Below are 13,703 nucleotides of genomic sequence, written 5' to 3' on the forward strand. Positions count from 1 at the left end.
TACGCCGCCGTCAACGGCCTGCCGCCGGAGACCCGCAAGCCCGTCGAGCAGTACCCGGGCGAGCTGGAGCACCTGCGGGAGCTACTGGCCGCCGTCGGCCGGACCGCGCCGCAGAGCGACGCCAGCAACCCGCTGACCGAGATCCTCATCGACCACTACTCCGACGCGCGGATCGTCGACGCGCAGCTCGCCGCCGAGGACCACGACGGCCCCGGCGCATCCGAGCTGCGCGAGATGGACCAGGCCGACGAGGCCGCGCTCGACGCCGCCGCCGAGGCCGAGTTCGCCGCAGACACCGAGGGGCAGCGATGACGAACCTCAACTTGGGCATCACGCCCGGCGCGCTCGGCCGCCGCCCGCAGTTGCGTGCCGACCAGATCCGCCGCGACAGCCTCACCATGCTCGCCGCGGCCCTCGCCGACGGTGAGGACAACGAGCTGCAGAACGCCTTGGACGCCCTCGTCGACGCGAAGAAGCGCGGCGTGTCGGCCGGGGAGATCGCTCTGCTGCTTGACGACATCGAGGACCTGGCCGGCATGGGCCAGGCCGTGATGGACCTGACTCCCTCCGACGTCGGGCAGCTGGCGGAGGAGGCATGGGCGGCGCTGCCAGCCGCGCCGGTCGACGCGCCGACCGCGCCGCAGCCGCAGCCGGACTGGGTGAAGTACACGACGCCGCGCGGCGTCCGGCAGCAGCGGGACCGGCGGTGGTCTGCGTGAGCGAGCCCTTCGAGCGCCTGACGGTGCTCCTCACCCCAGCGTCGTCGACGGCCCTGCGGGAAGCCGCGGACATCATCGGCGACAGCGAGACCGACACGGTCAACCGATCACTCCAGGTGTACGCGATGCAGGCACACGTGGTGGCCGAGGGCGGCGCGGTGTTGCTCCGGCACGGGAAGGACACCGACGACGCCACCCAGGCGCCCGTCGGCGAGTCCACCCAGGCCGCTGAGCCGTTCGTGCCGCGCACCGAGCGCGAGCACTGGGTCGCCATCGCCGACGCCCTCAACGCCTGCAACGCAGCCGGGATGCCGGTCGGCATCGACATGGAGGGCATCCTCACCGACCACACCGCCTGGGCTGTGGTGTGGAACCGCGACCAGGAGCGGTGGGAAGTCGGCGGATACGAGGACGGCAGCCCCGCCGAGACGCCGGCCGACGCCGAGGACTGGGTCATCTGCTGCTCGCCGAAGCCGCGCTGCCCGAACGGAGAGCGGCGGGCGAGGGCGCTGGAGCGCGGTTGGACACAGAACGGCCGCGCAGGGAACTGGCTGTGCGCCGAGCACTCGCCGGACTTCTTCCAGCCCGCCCGCACGTACACCGACGCCAAGTCCGCGTGGAGGTTCCGCTGCGACACCGTCACCACCCACCCGGGAACCGGTGAGCGCACCGCCCTCGGGTGGCGGCTCCACCAGGGCGAATGGGAGTCGTACTCGTACGGCGAGGACGACTGGGACGTGCAGACCTTCGTCGGTATGGCCGATGGAGGTGAGGCCCGGTGAGCGTCCCTACCCCCGCCGTCATGGCCCGGCGCCTGCCCCGGCCACGGCCCCGGCAGATCACCGGCCGCCGCCTGATCCTCCTCGACGCGATCCGCCGGACCGGCGGCCGCTGGACCACCGGCCGCGTCCAGTCCCTGTACGCGCTCGTCCTGCCCTCGCACGTCTACCGCTCCACGATCCGCGTGGACCTGCGGGAGCTGTGCGCGGCTGGGCACCTCGTCGCCCACGGAGGTGATTACCGCCGCTACTACACCCTGCCCGAGCCCACCGCGCACCAGACCGGCTCCGCCGCAGAGCGCAGCGCCGAGCCCCACCGCGCCTGCCCCGTCGACGACGGATCAGCCGAGGGCGAGCTGCACCGGCACGTCACCCGCCGCCACGGCGGCCGCTACGGGAAGGCGAGCACCACCGAATGAGCACTACGACCACGGCCGGGGCGCACGCCGCCCCGGCCGGCGGCCAGCCACTCCGCCGGCGCGTCCAGTCCCTCCAGCTTCTCCTCGACGCGATCCGCACCGAGCAGGGCGAGTGGACCGTCGGCCGCGTCAAGGCCCTCTACGCCAAGACCGTCCCCACGCACATGCTGCGCTCCGTCATCCGCCGCCACCTGCGCACCCTCCACACAGGGGGCCACCTCGCCATCCACGAAGAGGCCGCGCGCCGCTACTACACGTACAGCCCGCACTGCGCCCGCTGCGGCAGCACCACCGGCCCGTTCGATGGCACGCCGTACCGGAGCCGCTGCGCGACCTGCGTCAAGGAGCGTGCCTGGTGACCACTACTGCTGACCCCCGCCAGCTCCCCGGCGGCATCTACCAGATGACCGCCGAGGAGTACCACGCCGACCCCGTCCCCGGCGGCTCCCTGTCGTCCAGCGGAGCGCGCAAACTCCTTGCCCCCTCCTGCCCCGCGAAGTTCCGCTGGGAGCAGGACCACGGCCAGGCCGCCCGCGCCGCCTTCGACTTCGGACAGGCCGCGCACATGCACGTGCTCGGCGAAGGCCCGGAGATCGTCGTCGTCGACGCCCCGGACTGGCGCACCAAGCCAGCCCAGCAGCAGCGCGCCGAGGCCCGCGAGCGCGGTGCCGTCCCAGTCCTCATCGAGGAGCAGCAGCGCATCAAGGCCATGGCCGCGGCGCTGCGCGAACACCCCGTTGCCCGGGCCCTGTTCGACCCCGACCGCGGCCGGCCCGAGCAGACCCTGATCTGGCGCGACCGCCGCACCGGCGTCATGCGGCGCGCCCGACTGGACTGGCTCCCCGACCCCGGCCCCGGCCGTCTGATCATCCCCGACTACAAGACCTGCGCCTCCGCCGAGCCCGAAGCACTGGCCCGGGCCGTCGCCAAGTACGGCTACCACCAGCAGGACGACTGGTACCGCGCCGGTGCCCGCGCCCTCGACCTCGCCGACGAGGCAGCCGCGTTCGTCTTCGTCTGCCAGGAGAAAACCGCGCCGTTCGTCGTCACGGTCTTCGAGGTGGACGCCGCGAGCCGCCGTCTCGGTGCCGCCCGCAACCGCCGCGCCATCGAGATCTACGCCGAGTGCCAGCGCACCGGCCGCTGGCCCGCCTACGGCGACGACATCGCCTACCTCTCCCTGCCCCCGTACGTCGAGCGGGCCGACTCCGAGGAGTATCTGTGACCCAGTCCATCGAGCATCTGGTGCCCAGCGGCGCCCCGGCCCGGGTCGGCCAGGGCACCGCGGTGGAGCAGTCCCGCGCGGTCGCCGAGGTGCAGGCCGCGATCGTGGTCGCGCAGCAGTGCCCCCGCAACATCACCTCGGCGATCGCGGAGATGCAGCAGGTCTGCCGCCGCAAGGCGCTGGCGGAGCGGGCGTTCTACTCCTTCCCGCGGTCCGACGGCACGGTGTCCGGCCCGACGGTGCAACTCGCCCGGGAGTTGGCGCGCTGCTGGGGGAACGTGCAGTACGGGCTAATCGAGATGCGTCGTGACGACGAGTACGGCGAGTCGGAGATGCAGGCGTTCGCCTGGGACGTGCAGACCAACGCCCGCGTGTCCTCGACGTTCATCGTGCCGCACCGCCGCGACACCAGGAACGGCACCAAGAAGCTCACCGACATGCGGGACATCTACGAGTCCAACGCCAACAACGGTGCCCGCAGGGTTCGCGAGCAGATCTTCGCCGTGCTGCCGGGCTGGTTCGTCGACGAGGCCGTCGACACCTGCCGCAACACCCTCAAGGACGGCGGTGGCGTGCCGCTGCCGCAGCGCATCGCAAAGGCGGTGCAGGTCTTCGAGGGCATCGGCGTCCACGTCGACCGGATCGAGACGAAGCTCGGTCGGCCGTCGAGCAAGTGGACCGAGCACGACGTCACCGAGCTGCAGATCCTGTTCCGCTCCATCGACCGCCGCGAGGTCACGATCGACGAGGCGTTCCCGCAGGCGCGGGTGACCGCCGACGAGATCGTGCAGGCTGGCACGGCCCCGGCCGCCAGCCGGCCACCGGCCGCGCCTGCTGACGATGTGTCCGCGCCGCACGAGTGGACCCTCCAGGACATCGCCACCTCGCTCGGCATGAGCCCCTCGGACCTGGAGGCGCGCTGCTACGGCGTCACCGGCGGCCCGCTGGACGACGCGTCGCCCGCGCAGATCAGGGCGCTCACCCAGGAACTGGCCAACGAGTTCGCGGCGCAGAACCGGGGTGGTGCCCGGTGAGCTGGCACCTGCACCCGATGCTGGCGTTCGACACCGAGACCACCGGCGTCGACGTCGAGACCGACCGCATCGTGTCCGCCGCCGCCATCGCCATGGCCGACGGCCGCGCCGACACCACCGAGTGGCTCGCCGACCCCGGCATCGACATCCCGGCTGAGGCAACCGCGGTGCACGGCATCACCACCGAGCACGCCCGCGCGCACGGCCGCCACGCGAAGGACGTCCTCGTCGAGGTCCTCGCGGCGCTGTCCGCCGCGGTCGAGTCCGGGGTGCCGCTCGTCGGGCACAACATCGTCTATGACCTGACGATCAGCGACCGCGAGGCCCGCCGGCACCTCGGCGTCGACCTGTGGACCGCGCTCGGCGGGCGCCCGTTCGTCATCGACACGATGGTCCTCGACCGGTGGACCGCGCCCTTCCGGCGGCGGATCTCCGAGACGCAGGGCCCGTACCAGATGCGGACCACCGCCGAGACGTACGGCCTCGGCTGGGACGAGGACGCCGCGCACGGCGCCGCCTACGACGCGCTGATGTCCGGCCGTGTCGCCTGGCACATGGGCCGCATCGCCCACCTGCCGCGCGGCCAGCGCCCGCCGTGGGTCCGGGTCCTGCGCGTCAGCCGCCACAACCACCTCGCGGGCCTGTCGCTGGCCGAGCTGCATGAGCGGCAGGTCGAGTGGGCGGCCGCGGACGCGGAGTCGTACCAGGCGTGGCTGAGGAACCCGGCGAAGGCAGGCGACAACTACGACGCCACCGCGGTGATCGACGGAACGTGGCCGCTGCGCCCCGTGCCGGAGGCGGTGACCGCGCCGTGAAGCACACCACCGCCACGCCCACCGAGCAGGAGCTGACCGAGCGGCGGCTCGCGCTCCTTGAGGAGCAGCTCGCTGACCTCAGCCGCAAGCACATCGTCCTCGGCCGCGAGTCCCGCGCCCGGGCGGCGATCATCCGGCGGCGCAACGCGCAGCTGCTGCTCGCCAGTGAGCTGGTGCGCCGCCAGGTCCTCGCCTACCTCGCCCTGTCCCGCGTCCGCGACCGGCTCCGGCCGGCACCCGACCCGATCGACACCGGCACCCCCGGCGTCTACGCGGCGGTGACGCGATGACCCGCGAGTTCACCGCGCTGCTCGGCGCGTCGTTCGGCCTGGGCGGCCCCGCGCTGGTCTTGGTGTGCCGGGTCTGGCCCTGGTCACGATCGGGCCGCACGGCCCCCGCTGCCGGCTTGGTGCCGACGGCGTTCCGATACTGCCCCGCCGAGCTGCGCACGCGCGCGGTCGTCCCGCACCCGGACGGCACCGCGACGTGCAGCTGCGGCACCCACATCCCCGCAGGTGATTCATGACCACGACAAACGCAATCGGACTCGACCTGTCCATGACCGCCTCCGGCGTCGCGCTCCCGGACGGCACCACGATCACGATCAAGCCCAAGGGCGACGGAGACCGTCGGCTGCTCTACATCCGTGACGCCATCTGGCAGTCCGTCAAGGGCAGCGACGCGCTGATCGTCCTGGAGGACATGCCAGCAAGGCTGATGGCTAACGCGGCCAAGGCGATCGGCTTCGTCCACGGTGCGGTCCGCTCGCTCCTCCTGGAGGAGGGCTTCGTCTACGTACCGGTCAGCCCGGCCACGCTCAAGGCGTACGCGACCGGCAAGGGCAACGCGGACAAGACCGCGATGGCGATCGCCGCGCTGAAGCGGGGCGGCCGCGAGTTCGGCGACGACAACCAGTGCGACGCCTGGTGGCTCCGACACGCCGGCTTGGACCGCCTGGGAATTCCGGAGTTCACGCTGCCGCAGGCGCAGCGAGACCGGCTCGACAAGGTGATCTGGCCTGAGCAGGTGATCGTGTGATCGCCAGCCGCACCGAGATCGTCACCCTCATCCAGCAGGGCAGCTCCAACAGCGCCATCGCCCGCGAACTGCACTGCGACAAAGCCCGTGCCGCGCGCATCCGCCGGGAGTTGGGTCTCCCCAACGCCGTCCGCCAGCCGCTCACCCTGGAAGAGAAGTGGGCCGCGCGCACCCGCCCCCTCGACGGCGGCCACCTCGAATGGCTCGGCGAGCACGTCGGCAAGTCCGGCACCCCCGTCATGCACTACCGAGAGGTCTCCTACACCGCGACGGCGATCGCCTTCCGCATCCGCACCGGCCGCAACCCGGTCGGCTACGCCATCGCCGAATGCGGCCACCACCACTGCGTCGCCCCCGCGCACGTCGAGGACGACCCCGGCCGGCAGAAGGCACGCGAGCAGCTGCGCTACCTCACCGGCGGCCAGCAGCGGCCGGAGCGCTGCGCCCACGGCCACGACCAGGCCGAACACGGCCGCTACTCGCCGACCGGCGGCGCGTACTGCGGTGCCTGTAACCACCACCGGAAGCAGCGGGAGCAGGTGAGCTGCTGATGGCCGGCCACCACGCGCCCGACACCCTCCAGCGCAGCGACGCGTGGGCACTGCGTGCCGCGTGCGGAAGCCGCGACAAGGAGACGTTCTTCAACGAGCGGTTCCTCGCCGACGCCAGAGCAGTCTGCCAGGGCTGCCCCGTCCGCGAGCAGTGCCTCGACGAGGCGCTCGCCGTGGAGGGCGACGCGTCCGAGGACTGGCGGTTCGGGATCTACGGCGGCCTCACCGCGAAGGAGCGCGTGCAGCTCGCTGCGGAGCGCAAGACGGGGCGCTCGACGCGCCGCGGCCGTCCCCCGGCGCCGTGCCCGTCGGAGTCCGCCTACAACCGGCACGTCCGCAAGGGGGAGCCCATTGACGACGGGTGCCGCCTCGCGCATAACGCAGCGGCCCGCGCCGAGCGGAGCGCCTCCACCAAGCAGGTGAGCCGGTGACCAGGACCGCGCCCGCCCGACGGCGCCCGCGCCCGCGCGTCCCGGAATTCCACCCCGGCCAGATCCTCAACTGGTGCTCCTCGTCGCACTGGGGGTGGGACGAGCAGCCGTGCCGGTACTGCGGTCTGCCCACCCCGCTGCGGGACAGCCACCGCTCCCCGGCCCACAAGGTCTGCGCCGAGGACGCGCTCACCAAGCAGTACGCCGAGGCCATCGCCCAGTACCGCGGAGACCAGCTGTGATCCGCCTCCTCCTGCCCGCCGCCAACGACATCGCCGAGCTAGTCGACGCGCTCCTCGACGCCGCCGACACCTGCCAGACCCGCGCGCCCGACCTCGCCGCCCGCCGCCGCGCCCTCGCCGACCAGATCGGCGACGCCCTCGATCAGCTGCCCACGCCAACTATCCGAGAGGACCACGACACCCCGTGACCAGTACCGACCAGCCGTACACCGACGCCGATCTCCGCCACGAGGCCGCACGCCAGCTGGCCGCCTGGGCCGAGCACGTCGATTCCCTCAGCGTCAGCGAGCAGATGGCGGACACCGTCGTCCCCTCCACCGACACCGACACCTGCTCGCGCCAGACCTGGAACGAGCTACTCGTCGCGCCCACGCCGGACGACGAATACAAGGACTTCGACACCGCGCGGGAGAAGGTCCACGCGCTCATCAGCGGCGCGGCCGACCTCTCCGAGTGGGCCGTCAACCTCGGTGCCGACGGCCTGGACCCCACCGGCCACGTCCTCAAGGTCGGCTCCGCCTCGACGCAGATCGCGCGCATCCACTTCGCCTTCGCCCCCGACCTCGACGAGACGGCCCGCCGCGGCCTCGTCGAAGGCCTCGGCCAGGCCATCGCCGACTCCCTCTGACCCGCAGCCCTCGCACCAGCCACCGGAAGGACAGCGCACATGCCCAAGCTCACCAAGCACGCCCGCGTCACCGCCAAGCTCGACAGCGCCGCCGAGTTCGTCGACGTCGCCCTCACCGCCGCGCAGAAGCGCGAGCTGTTCGAGAACCCCGGCAAGATCGCGTTCGCCATCGTCCAGCTCCAGTCCACCGCCTACACCGGCCACGCCGAGACCGAAGGCAAGGACCCGCAGGTCAAGCTCCGCATCATCCACGCCGAGGTCGCCCGCGACGAGGACGAGGCCGCCTCCCTGGGCGAGGCCGGCCGCGCGATGTACCGGCGCCGCCGCATGGACGGAACGCTCGACGAGGTCGGCCAGGGCCCCCAGGGCGTCACCGCCATCCTCTCCGCGGACTTCGCCGGCTACCCGTCCGAGGAGGAGTTCCAGCGGCACGAGGAGGCCAAGGCCGCCCGTGCCCGGGAGCTGGAGCGCGCCGCGAAGCTCCGCTGACCCCGGACCGGCCCGCGGCGACGACTCCCGCCGCGGGCCCCGAACCGCCCCACCACCCCGACTGCACCGCCGGAGAGAAGCCACGTGAACGACACCGAGCAGGCCCCAGACCGCGCCGCGGGAAGCGTCCCCAACGCCTTCCGCAACGCGCTGTTCTGGCGCTGGGCACCCGACATGCCCAAGGGCCTGCCATCGGGGTTCGTCACGCTGCTGTACGCCGCCAGCGCGGCCGCTGACCCCGCGGGGAAGCTCAGGTTCCGCGACGGCGTGGTCATCCGCATCAAGGACATCGCGGCCGCCTGCAAGGCCGACGAGAAGGACGTCCGCCGGTACGTCGAGGCCGCACTGCGCGCCGGGGTCCTCAGCGTCGAAGGAGAGCGACGCCGCGGGCACCGCGCGCTGTACGGCCTCGTCGTCCACCCGGCCCCCGACTGGGACGCCGCGGTCCACTCGATTCAGGAGTCGAAGCGGACCCGGACGGGCCGTCAGGCAGCCCCGTGGCAGACCGACGAGAACGGGGGGCGGACCCCCGAACTTTCCACCCCAGAGAACGGGGGACCGTCCCCCGTTCTTGAGGCCGATCCGGACGAAGAAGAACGGGGGACCGCCCCCCGTATGGGTTCGGGGGACCGCCCCCCGTTTGGAACGGGGGACCGCCCCCCGTACAACCCAGGTAGTACCCATGGGGTTTCCCACGGCGGGGCTGAGGTTGTCTCTCAACCTCAGGTGGATGGGCCCTGGGCGGACGAAGAGATCCCCCAGGACGAACCACCCCGCGACGACGAGCCGGCCGACGAGCCGCCCGCCGACGCCGACGCCGCCGACTTCACGACCGGCCGGTGCTCCGTCTGCCACGAGCGCATGATCCACCGCCCCGGCCGGCCCGACATCCACGCCCACTGCGCGAAGAACGCCGCCGCAGGAGCCGCGTGATGACCGACCCCACCACCGACGACATCACCGCCCTTCGCCGCGACAAGGACCTGAGCTCCTACCTCCGCGGCCTCATCCGACCGACCCGCACCACGCCGTCCGCCGCCGACGACCGCACTTTCGGCCCCCACCACCGCCCCGGTGCCTGGCCCGCCGGCACCCAGCCACCCACCTCCGCGATCTGCCACCCCGACTGCGGATGCGCCCTCACCAAGCCACCCACCACCTGACCAGGAGACCCCGATGCCCGGACCCGCCGGAACCTGCCCCCACTGCCACCGCCCCTACGCCCTCCGCGCCGACGGCCTCATCCGCCACCACACCGCCGACGGCACCCGCACCGGCACCACCTGCCCCGGCTCCCGCCAGAAGCCCGCCACCCGCTGACCACACCGCCGCCAGCTCGACACCCGCCCGCGCCCGCCCGCCGAACCCCACCCCACCCGAACCCCATTGATCGCCTACGCGCCCGCGTAAGCCCCGCACAGCCATCCGAAGGACCCGACCACCCACACACGCCAAAGACCGCCCGCCAGCCGCCCGCACAACCCCACCACGACCCCAAAGAGAGATCACCATGACCCACGCAGACCCGGTTCCGGACCAGACCGCGCGCCATAGCGCCGCCGATGTCCTCACCGCAGGCCTCCGCTGGCTGTACGAGACCGGCCAGCCCGACGACGCGCACGCCCAGCACCACGGCGAGCAGCTCGCCGCCGGCAACAACCGCACCTACCGGTTCATCCCCGTTGGCGTCCACGACCTGCCCGTGGTGGTGGTCGGCGTGACCAAGGTCGAGTGGGTCGACGTCAACCCCACGACCAGGGAGCCCGCGAACCCGCTGGAGCCCGGGGAGTTGGCCGCGCTCGCCGCCGAACTGGAGCGGCGCGGGTACGACGTGCGGGACACGTGGAACGGTGCCCCCGGGAGCGTCACCGGCAGTGTCGGCCTCGCCCGGCCCGCGCATCCCGAGCAGGTCGCCGCGGTCGAGCGGTATCACCGTGGCTGCCGCGATCACCCGGAGAAGCGGGTGTTCTGCGACTGCGAGGCGTGGCGGGCCGGGTTCCGGCGCGTCGTGCGGCCGGCCGTCGTGGTGGACGGCGAGGTGACGCTGTGAACGACAGCCGTACGCCGGCCGCGCGCCTACAGGCTGCCGCCACCCACCTTCACAAGGCCGCCGCGGCCGCTGACGCCGAGATCCAGCACGCCTACTTCTCCGACTACCCGCGTGTGGCCCGAGCCCAGCTCGCCGCGCCGCTCGGCGAGTACGCCGCCCTCATGCACCCGGGCGTCGGCAGTAAGTTGGCCGCGCTGCTGGTCTCGGCCGCGTATGACGCGAGGATGGTCGGCGCCGATCCGGCCGCGGTCGCGCTGGCGGACGCGATCCTCGCCGGGGGTGGGCAGTGAGCGCGCGTCCGGACCGGTGGCGGTCGCGGCCGCGGGCGTGGCTGCTGACGGCGGCCGGCTGCGCCACGGTGGTCGGCCTCGCCATCTGGCCCCGGCCGACCATGTGGGTGCTGGCGGGCATCGCGGCCGGCGGCGCCGCATGGCTGATCGGTCGCGGCGTCCTGCTCTTCGTGGCAGAGCGGCGCGAACCGGCCGTCGACGATCTCACCGCCGAGGAGGCGCGCGACCTCGCCGACGACCTGGGCCGTGAGCTGTACCTGGCCCGGGACGCGCTGACGTTCGTCGAGGAGTGCTGTGACATCGCCGACCGCGAGGGCCAGCAGCCGACGACCGCAGCGGTCCGGGAGTGGCTGCGCGGCGCGCAGTGCGCCCGGCAGGCCGGCCTCGTCTTCCAGTCCTCCGTCGAGCCGCAGGCCAACGCCGCGCTGCTGCTGGACGAATCCGCGGGCGGGCAGCGTGAGCTCGTCCACGCCTCCTCCGATCCGGACGCTTCCGGAACCTCTCCGGAGACCGTCCAGGCAGATCCGGACGCCTCCGGGCAACAGCCCGCCGATCAGCCCGGAGACGATCCGGACGACCTCCGGAACCGCGTCGCAACCGCCCTCCGCACCGCGCTCCGGACCCGGACGCGCCCGGCGCTCGTCGACTACGCCGGCCGCCAGCTACGCGGCACCGAAGTTGGGCTGACGGAGCAAGACCTCGCCGACGTCGCGCTCGCCGAGCTGGCGTCCGAACTCGAGGACCTGGCCGCGCTCCACGAAGGCGAGCAGCCGTACACCGACGAGTCCACCATGCCCACGCCCGCCCAGTGGATCTGGCGCTGGAACCGCTGTACGCCCGAGCAGCGCCTCGACGCCGCAGCACACGTCATCGGCATGAGCAACAGCCTGGAACTGGTCGGCATGGTCCGCATGCGCGCCGGCCGCTACCTCACCGCCCCCGACGTACGACACCTCCTGGAGGACCTGGCCGCAGCACTGGCCGGAAATCCGCCGCCCGCGACGCGCGTCGTCCACACCGCGAAGGAGCAGCCGGTCAGCGGCCCGCAGCAGGTGGACGAATCCGCGGTCGGCCACCACGACGTAGCCCACGTCGCGCGCCTCCGAGACGCAGTCGCCGAAGCGATCATGTGCGGAGACGGCGACTGCCTCACCAGCCACCACCTCCCGAAGATCGCCCAACTCCTCGGAGGGGTCGGCCTCGTCGAGGAAGCCCCGCCGGCGCCGGTCATGGCCACGCCGCCGCTCACCGGCCGCATGATCCCCACCACCACGCCCACCTGCGGCACCAACCTCCCGTCGACAGACGGCATCCCCTGCGGCGAGCCCGCCGCCTGGCACATCCGCTGGACCCGCGGCGCGGACACCGACCCGACCTTCCCGGCCGGCCTCGCCTGCACCGTCCACATGGAGCAGCTCGCCCGCACCCACGCCTGGTACGAGCGCCACGAGACGACACCGGCCTGCCACGCCGAGGACGGCGAGTGGCGCACCCGCGGCTGCGTCCACGTCGACCAGGAGCCGTGATGCGCGCCATCTGCGTGAGCCTCGCCTTCTTCTTCGCCTTCGCCGTGATCACACACAACCTGGCCCACACCCGGCCGAACCCCACCACCACAACGATCAAGGAGAAGTGATCATGGCCGCCAGTAAGTCCACCGTCAGCGTCGAGATCCCCGGCCTCGAACAGCTCACCGCCGACCTCCACCGCCTCACCGCAGCCATCGAAGCCAACGACAACACCACCGCGGGCATCGCCGTCCGTGCCATCCAGCTCATGCGCGAAGCAGGCGAGCAGCGCGACGCCGCAGCCGCTCGCCTCGACCGCATCGCCGAAGCCCACGTCAAGCACATCGACGCCCACGGCGGCACCACCGGCGATTGCGTCGAGTGCGGCGAGCAATGGCCCTGTCCCACGAACGTCTGGGCCACCACCGACCGCAACCCTGACGCCACCTGGGATCCCGCCGACGATGACCCGCCACCCGCCTGCCCGGCCGGTCTCATGCCGCTCGACGGCGGGCCCGTCGACCGCTGCATCGTCGACGGCGCGCACGAGCAGCACGTCAGCGCCCTCGGAAAGCGCTGGGCCGACGACACGGAGGACTGACCGATGACCGTCAGCAGCAGTCCCCGCGGTGAGCGCCCCGGCCGGCCCGGCCCCACCTGGGAGACGGAGCTCCGCCTGTACGAGGCCGTCGTGCCCGAGGACGGCGACGAGAGCCCCGTCGGCTGGAGCGACCCGCCCCAGCCCAACCGCGCCACCCGCCGGCGCATCGCCCGCAACGCCCGCCGCAACCGGAAGGACTGACCCCATGCCCACCACCACGGCCGACACCGAAGCAGTCCCGCCTGCCAAGCAGAACCCCCGCCGCTTCTACCTCCACCGCGCACACGACACCACCGGCGTCTCCGGCACCGGCCGCATCGCCGACGGCATCGAGTGGCCCGACGGCACCGTCACCATCCGCTGGCGCGGTGACCGTCCCTCCGTCGTCCACTGGGCCGCCCTCGCCGACGCCGAACACGTCCACGGGCACGGCGGCCGCACGTACGTCGTCTGGCTCGACCTTGAGCAGTCCACCCAGGGAGCCCGTGAGCGTGCCGAAGCCGAGCGGGACGGCGCGTACCGCGAGCGCGCCCACCTCCTCGCCTGGCTCGCCGCGCTCCACCCCGCCGTCCGCACCCTCGCACCCGACACCGCCGAGCCCGGCTGGCAGATCCTCTACCTCAACCCCGTCACCGGCGGGCAGATGTCCTGGCACATCGCGCCCCGCGACGTCGAGCTGTTCGACCACGTCGAGTACGTCCCCGCCGGCTCCGGAGACCAGCGGGCCCTGTGGGACGGCCACACCACCGAGGCCAAGTACGAGCGGATCGCAGCGCTCACCGCCGACCTCGCGCAGCGCTGCGGCTCTGAGTGCGACGAGGGACACACCTACGCCGGCCGCTGCGAAGCCGCCGTCACCACGACCACGACAGGGGAGAACTGAT

Annotated in this window: 26 protein-coding genes; all 26 read left to right on the forward strand. The window is 72.7% G+C overall.

The window, feature by feature from the left end; all coding sequences use genetic code 11:
• Positions 1–312 (forward strand): hypothetical protein (locus V2S66_RS03055; protein ID WP_330792838.1); only part of this gene is annotated, 312 nt, incomplete at its 5' end.
• The gene (locus tag V2S66_RS03060) at positions 309–719 is read left to right on the forward strand and encodes a hypothetical protein (RefSeq protein WP_330792839.1); all 411 of its coding nucleotides are present in this window, start codon (positions 309–311) and stop codon (positions 717–719) included. The genes V2S66_RS03055 and V2S66_RS03060, both read left to right, overlap by 4 nt.
• Positions 716–1,501 (forward strand): hypothetical protein, encoded by a 786-nt coding sequence (locus tag V2S66_RS03065; RefSeq protein WP_330792840.1) that lies wholly within the window; start codon positions 716–718, stop codon positions 1,499–1,501. The genes V2S66_RS03060 and V2S66_RS03065 overlap by 4 nt, the downstream gene beginning before the upstream one ends.
• Positions 1,498–1,917 (forward strand): hypothetical protein, encoded by a 420-nt coding sequence (locus tag V2S66_RS03070; RefSeq protein ID WP_330792841.1) that lies wholly within the window; start codon positions 1,498–1,500, stop codon positions 1,915–1,917. Before V2S66_RS03065 ends, V2S66_RS03070 begins: the two co-directional genes overlap by 4 nt.
• On the forward strand, positions 1,914–2,276 hold the full coding sequence (locus V2S66_RS03075; RefSeq protein ID WP_330792842.1) for a hypothetical protein: 363 nt from the start codon (positions 1,914–1,916) through the stop codon (positions 2,274–2,276). Before V2S66_RS03070 ends, V2S66_RS03075 begins: the two co-directional genes overlap by 4 nt.
• Entirely contained in the window at positions 2,273–3,142 is an 870-nt protein-coding gene (locus tag V2S66_RS03080; protein ID WP_330792843.1) for a PD-(D/E)XK nuclease-like domain-containing protein, read from the forward strand. Before V2S66_RS03075 ends, V2S66_RS03080 begins: the two co-directional genes overlap by 4 nt.
• Positions 3,139–4,176 (forward strand): hypothetical protein, encoded by a 1,038-nt coding sequence (locus V2S66_RS03085; RefSeq protein WP_330792844.1) that lies wholly within the window; start codon positions 3,139–3,141, stop codon positions 4,174–4,176. Before V2S66_RS03080 ends, V2S66_RS03085 begins: the two co-directional genes overlap by 4 nt.
• Complete coding sequence (locus V2S66_RS03090) at positions 4,173–4,991, forward strand: exonuclease domain-containing protein (protein ID WP_330792845.1); 819 nt, start codon at positions 4,173–4,175, stop codon at positions 4,989–4,991. The genes V2S66_RS03085 and V2S66_RS03090 overlap by 4 nt, the downstream gene beginning before the upstream one ends.
• Positions 4,988–5,281, forward strand: a complete 294-nt coding sequence (locus V2S66_RS03095) for a hypothetical protein (protein ID WP_330792846.1) — start codon at positions 4,988–4,990, stop codon at positions 5,279–5,281. Before V2S66_RS03090 ends, V2S66_RS03095 begins: the two co-directional genes overlap by 4 nt.
• Positions 5,278–5,517: a hypothetical protein gene (locus tag V2S66_RS03100; RefSeq protein WP_330792847.1), complete on the forward strand. Its 240-nt coding sequence runs from the start codon at positions 5,278–5,280 to the stop codon at positions 5,515–5,517. Before V2S66_RS03095 ends, V2S66_RS03100 begins: the two co-directional genes overlap by 4 nt.
• Positions 5,514–6,029 (forward strand): Holliday junction endonuclease, encoded by a 516-nt coding sequence (locus V2S66_RS03105; protein ID WP_330792848.1) that lies wholly within the window; start codon positions 5,514–5,516, stop codon positions 6,027–6,029. The genes V2S66_RS03100 and V2S66_RS03105 overlap by 4 nt, the downstream gene beginning before the upstream one ends.
• Positions 6,026–6,580, forward strand: a complete 555-nt coding sequence (locus V2S66_RS03110) for a hypothetical protein (protein WP_330792849.1) — start codon at positions 6,026–6,028, stop codon at positions 6,578–6,580. The genes V2S66_RS03105 and V2S66_RS03110 overlap by 4 nt, the downstream gene beginning before the upstream one ends.
• Positions 6,580–7,011 carry a WhiB family transcriptional regulator gene (locus V2S66_RS03115; protein WP_330792850.1) on the forward strand — a complete coding sequence of 144 codons (432 nt, stop codon included), beginning with the start codon at positions 6,580–6,582 and terminating at the stop codon, positions 7,009–7,011. The genes V2S66_RS03110 and V2S66_RS03115 overlap by 1 nt, the downstream gene beginning before the upstream one ends.
• On the forward strand, positions 7,008–7,253 hold the full coding sequence (locus V2S66_RS03120) for a hypothetical protein (protein ID WP_330792851.1): 246 nt from the start codon (positions 7,008–7,010) through the stop codon (positions 7,251–7,253). The genes V2S66_RS03115 and V2S66_RS03120 overlap by 4 nt, the downstream gene beginning before the upstream one ends.
• The gene (locus V2S66_RS03125) at positions 7,250–7,441 is read left to right on the forward strand and encodes a hypothetical protein (RefSeq protein WP_330792852.1); all 192 of its coding nucleotides are present in this window, start codon (positions 7,250–7,252) and stop codon (positions 7,439–7,441) included. The genes V2S66_RS03120 and V2S66_RS03125 overlap by 4 nt, the downstream gene beginning before the upstream one ends.
• Positions 7,438–7,881, forward strand: coding sequence for a hypothetical protein (locus V2S66_RS03130; RefSeq protein WP_330792853.1), 444 nt, complete (start codon positions 7,438–7,440; stop codon positions 7,879–7,881). The genes V2S66_RS03125 and V2S66_RS03130 overlap by 4 nt, the downstream gene beginning before the upstream one ends.
• A gap of 39 nt (positions 7,882–7,920) precedes the next feature.
• On the forward strand, positions 7,921–8,370 hold the full coding sequence (locus tag V2S66_RS03135) for a hypothetical protein (RefSeq protein WP_330792854.1): 450 nt from the start codon (positions 7,921–7,923) through the stop codon (positions 8,368–8,370).
• 84 nt (positions 8,371–8,454) lie between these two features.
• Complete coding sequence (locus tag V2S66_RS03140; protein WP_330792855.1) at positions 8,455–9,303, forward strand: hypothetical protein; 849 nt, start codon at positions 8,455–8,457, stop codon at positions 9,301–9,303.
• Entirely contained in the window at positions 9,303–9,533 is a 231-nt protein-coding gene (locus V2S66_RS03145; RefSeq protein WP_330792856.1) for a hypothetical protein, read from the forward strand. Before V2S66_RS03140 ends, V2S66_RS03145 begins: the two co-directional genes overlap by 1 nt.
• 13 nt (positions 9,534–9,546) lie before the next feature.
• Entirely contained in the window at positions 9,547–9,690 is a 144-nt protein-coding gene (locus tag V2S66_RS03150) for a hypothetical protein (RefSeq protein ID WP_330792858.1), read from the forward strand.
• A 190-nt stretch (positions 9,691–9,880) separates the two neighbouring features.
• Positions 9,881–10,420 (forward strand): hypothetical protein, encoded by a 540-nt coding sequence (locus V2S66_RS03155; RefSeq protein ID WP_330792859.1) that lies wholly within the window; start codon positions 9,881–9,883, stop codon positions 10,418–10,420.
• The gene (locus tag V2S66_RS03160; RefSeq protein WP_330792860.1) at positions 10,417–10,710 is read left to right on the forward strand and encodes a hypothetical protein; all 294 of its coding nucleotides are present in this window, start codon (positions 10,417–10,419) and stop codon (positions 10,708–10,710) included. The genes V2S66_RS03155 and V2S66_RS03160 overlap by 4 nt, the downstream gene beginning before the upstream one ends.
• Positions 10,707–12,236, forward strand: a complete 1,530-nt coding sequence (locus V2S66_RS03165) for a hypothetical protein (protein WP_330792861.1) — start codon at positions 10,707–10,709, stop codon at positions 12,234–12,236. The genes V2S66_RS03160 and V2S66_RS03165 overlap by 4 nt, the downstream gene beginning before the upstream one ends.
• Before the next feature lie 112 nt (positions 12,237–12,348).
• Positions 12,349–12,819 carry a hypothetical protein gene (locus V2S66_RS03170; protein ID WP_330792862.1) on the forward strand — a complete coding sequence of 157 codons (471 nt, stop codon included), beginning with the start codon at positions 12,349–12,351 and terminating at the stop codon, positions 12,817–12,819.
• Between the two features lie 3 nt (positions 12,820–12,822).
• Positions 12,823–13,020 carry a hypothetical protein gene (locus V2S66_RS03175; protein WP_330792863.1) on the forward strand — a complete coding sequence of 66 codons (198 nt, stop codon included), beginning with the start codon at positions 12,823–12,825 and terminating at the stop codon, positions 13,018–13,020.
• Between the two features lie 4 nt (positions 13,021–13,024).
• The gene (locus tag V2S66_RS03180; RefSeq protein WP_330792864.1) at positions 13,025–13,702 is read left to right on the forward strand and encodes a hypothetical protein; all 678 of its coding nucleotides are present in this window, start codon (positions 13,025–13,027) and stop codon (positions 13,700–13,702) included.
• The last annotated feature ends 1 nt before the right edge of the window (position 13,703 follow it).

The organism is Actinacidiphila polyblastidii (assembly GCF_036353415.1).
In the GTDB taxonomy this organism is placed as follows: domain Bacteria; phylum Actinomycetota; class Actinomycetes; order Streptomycetales; family Streptomycetaceae; genus Actinacidiphila; species Actinacidiphila polyblastidii.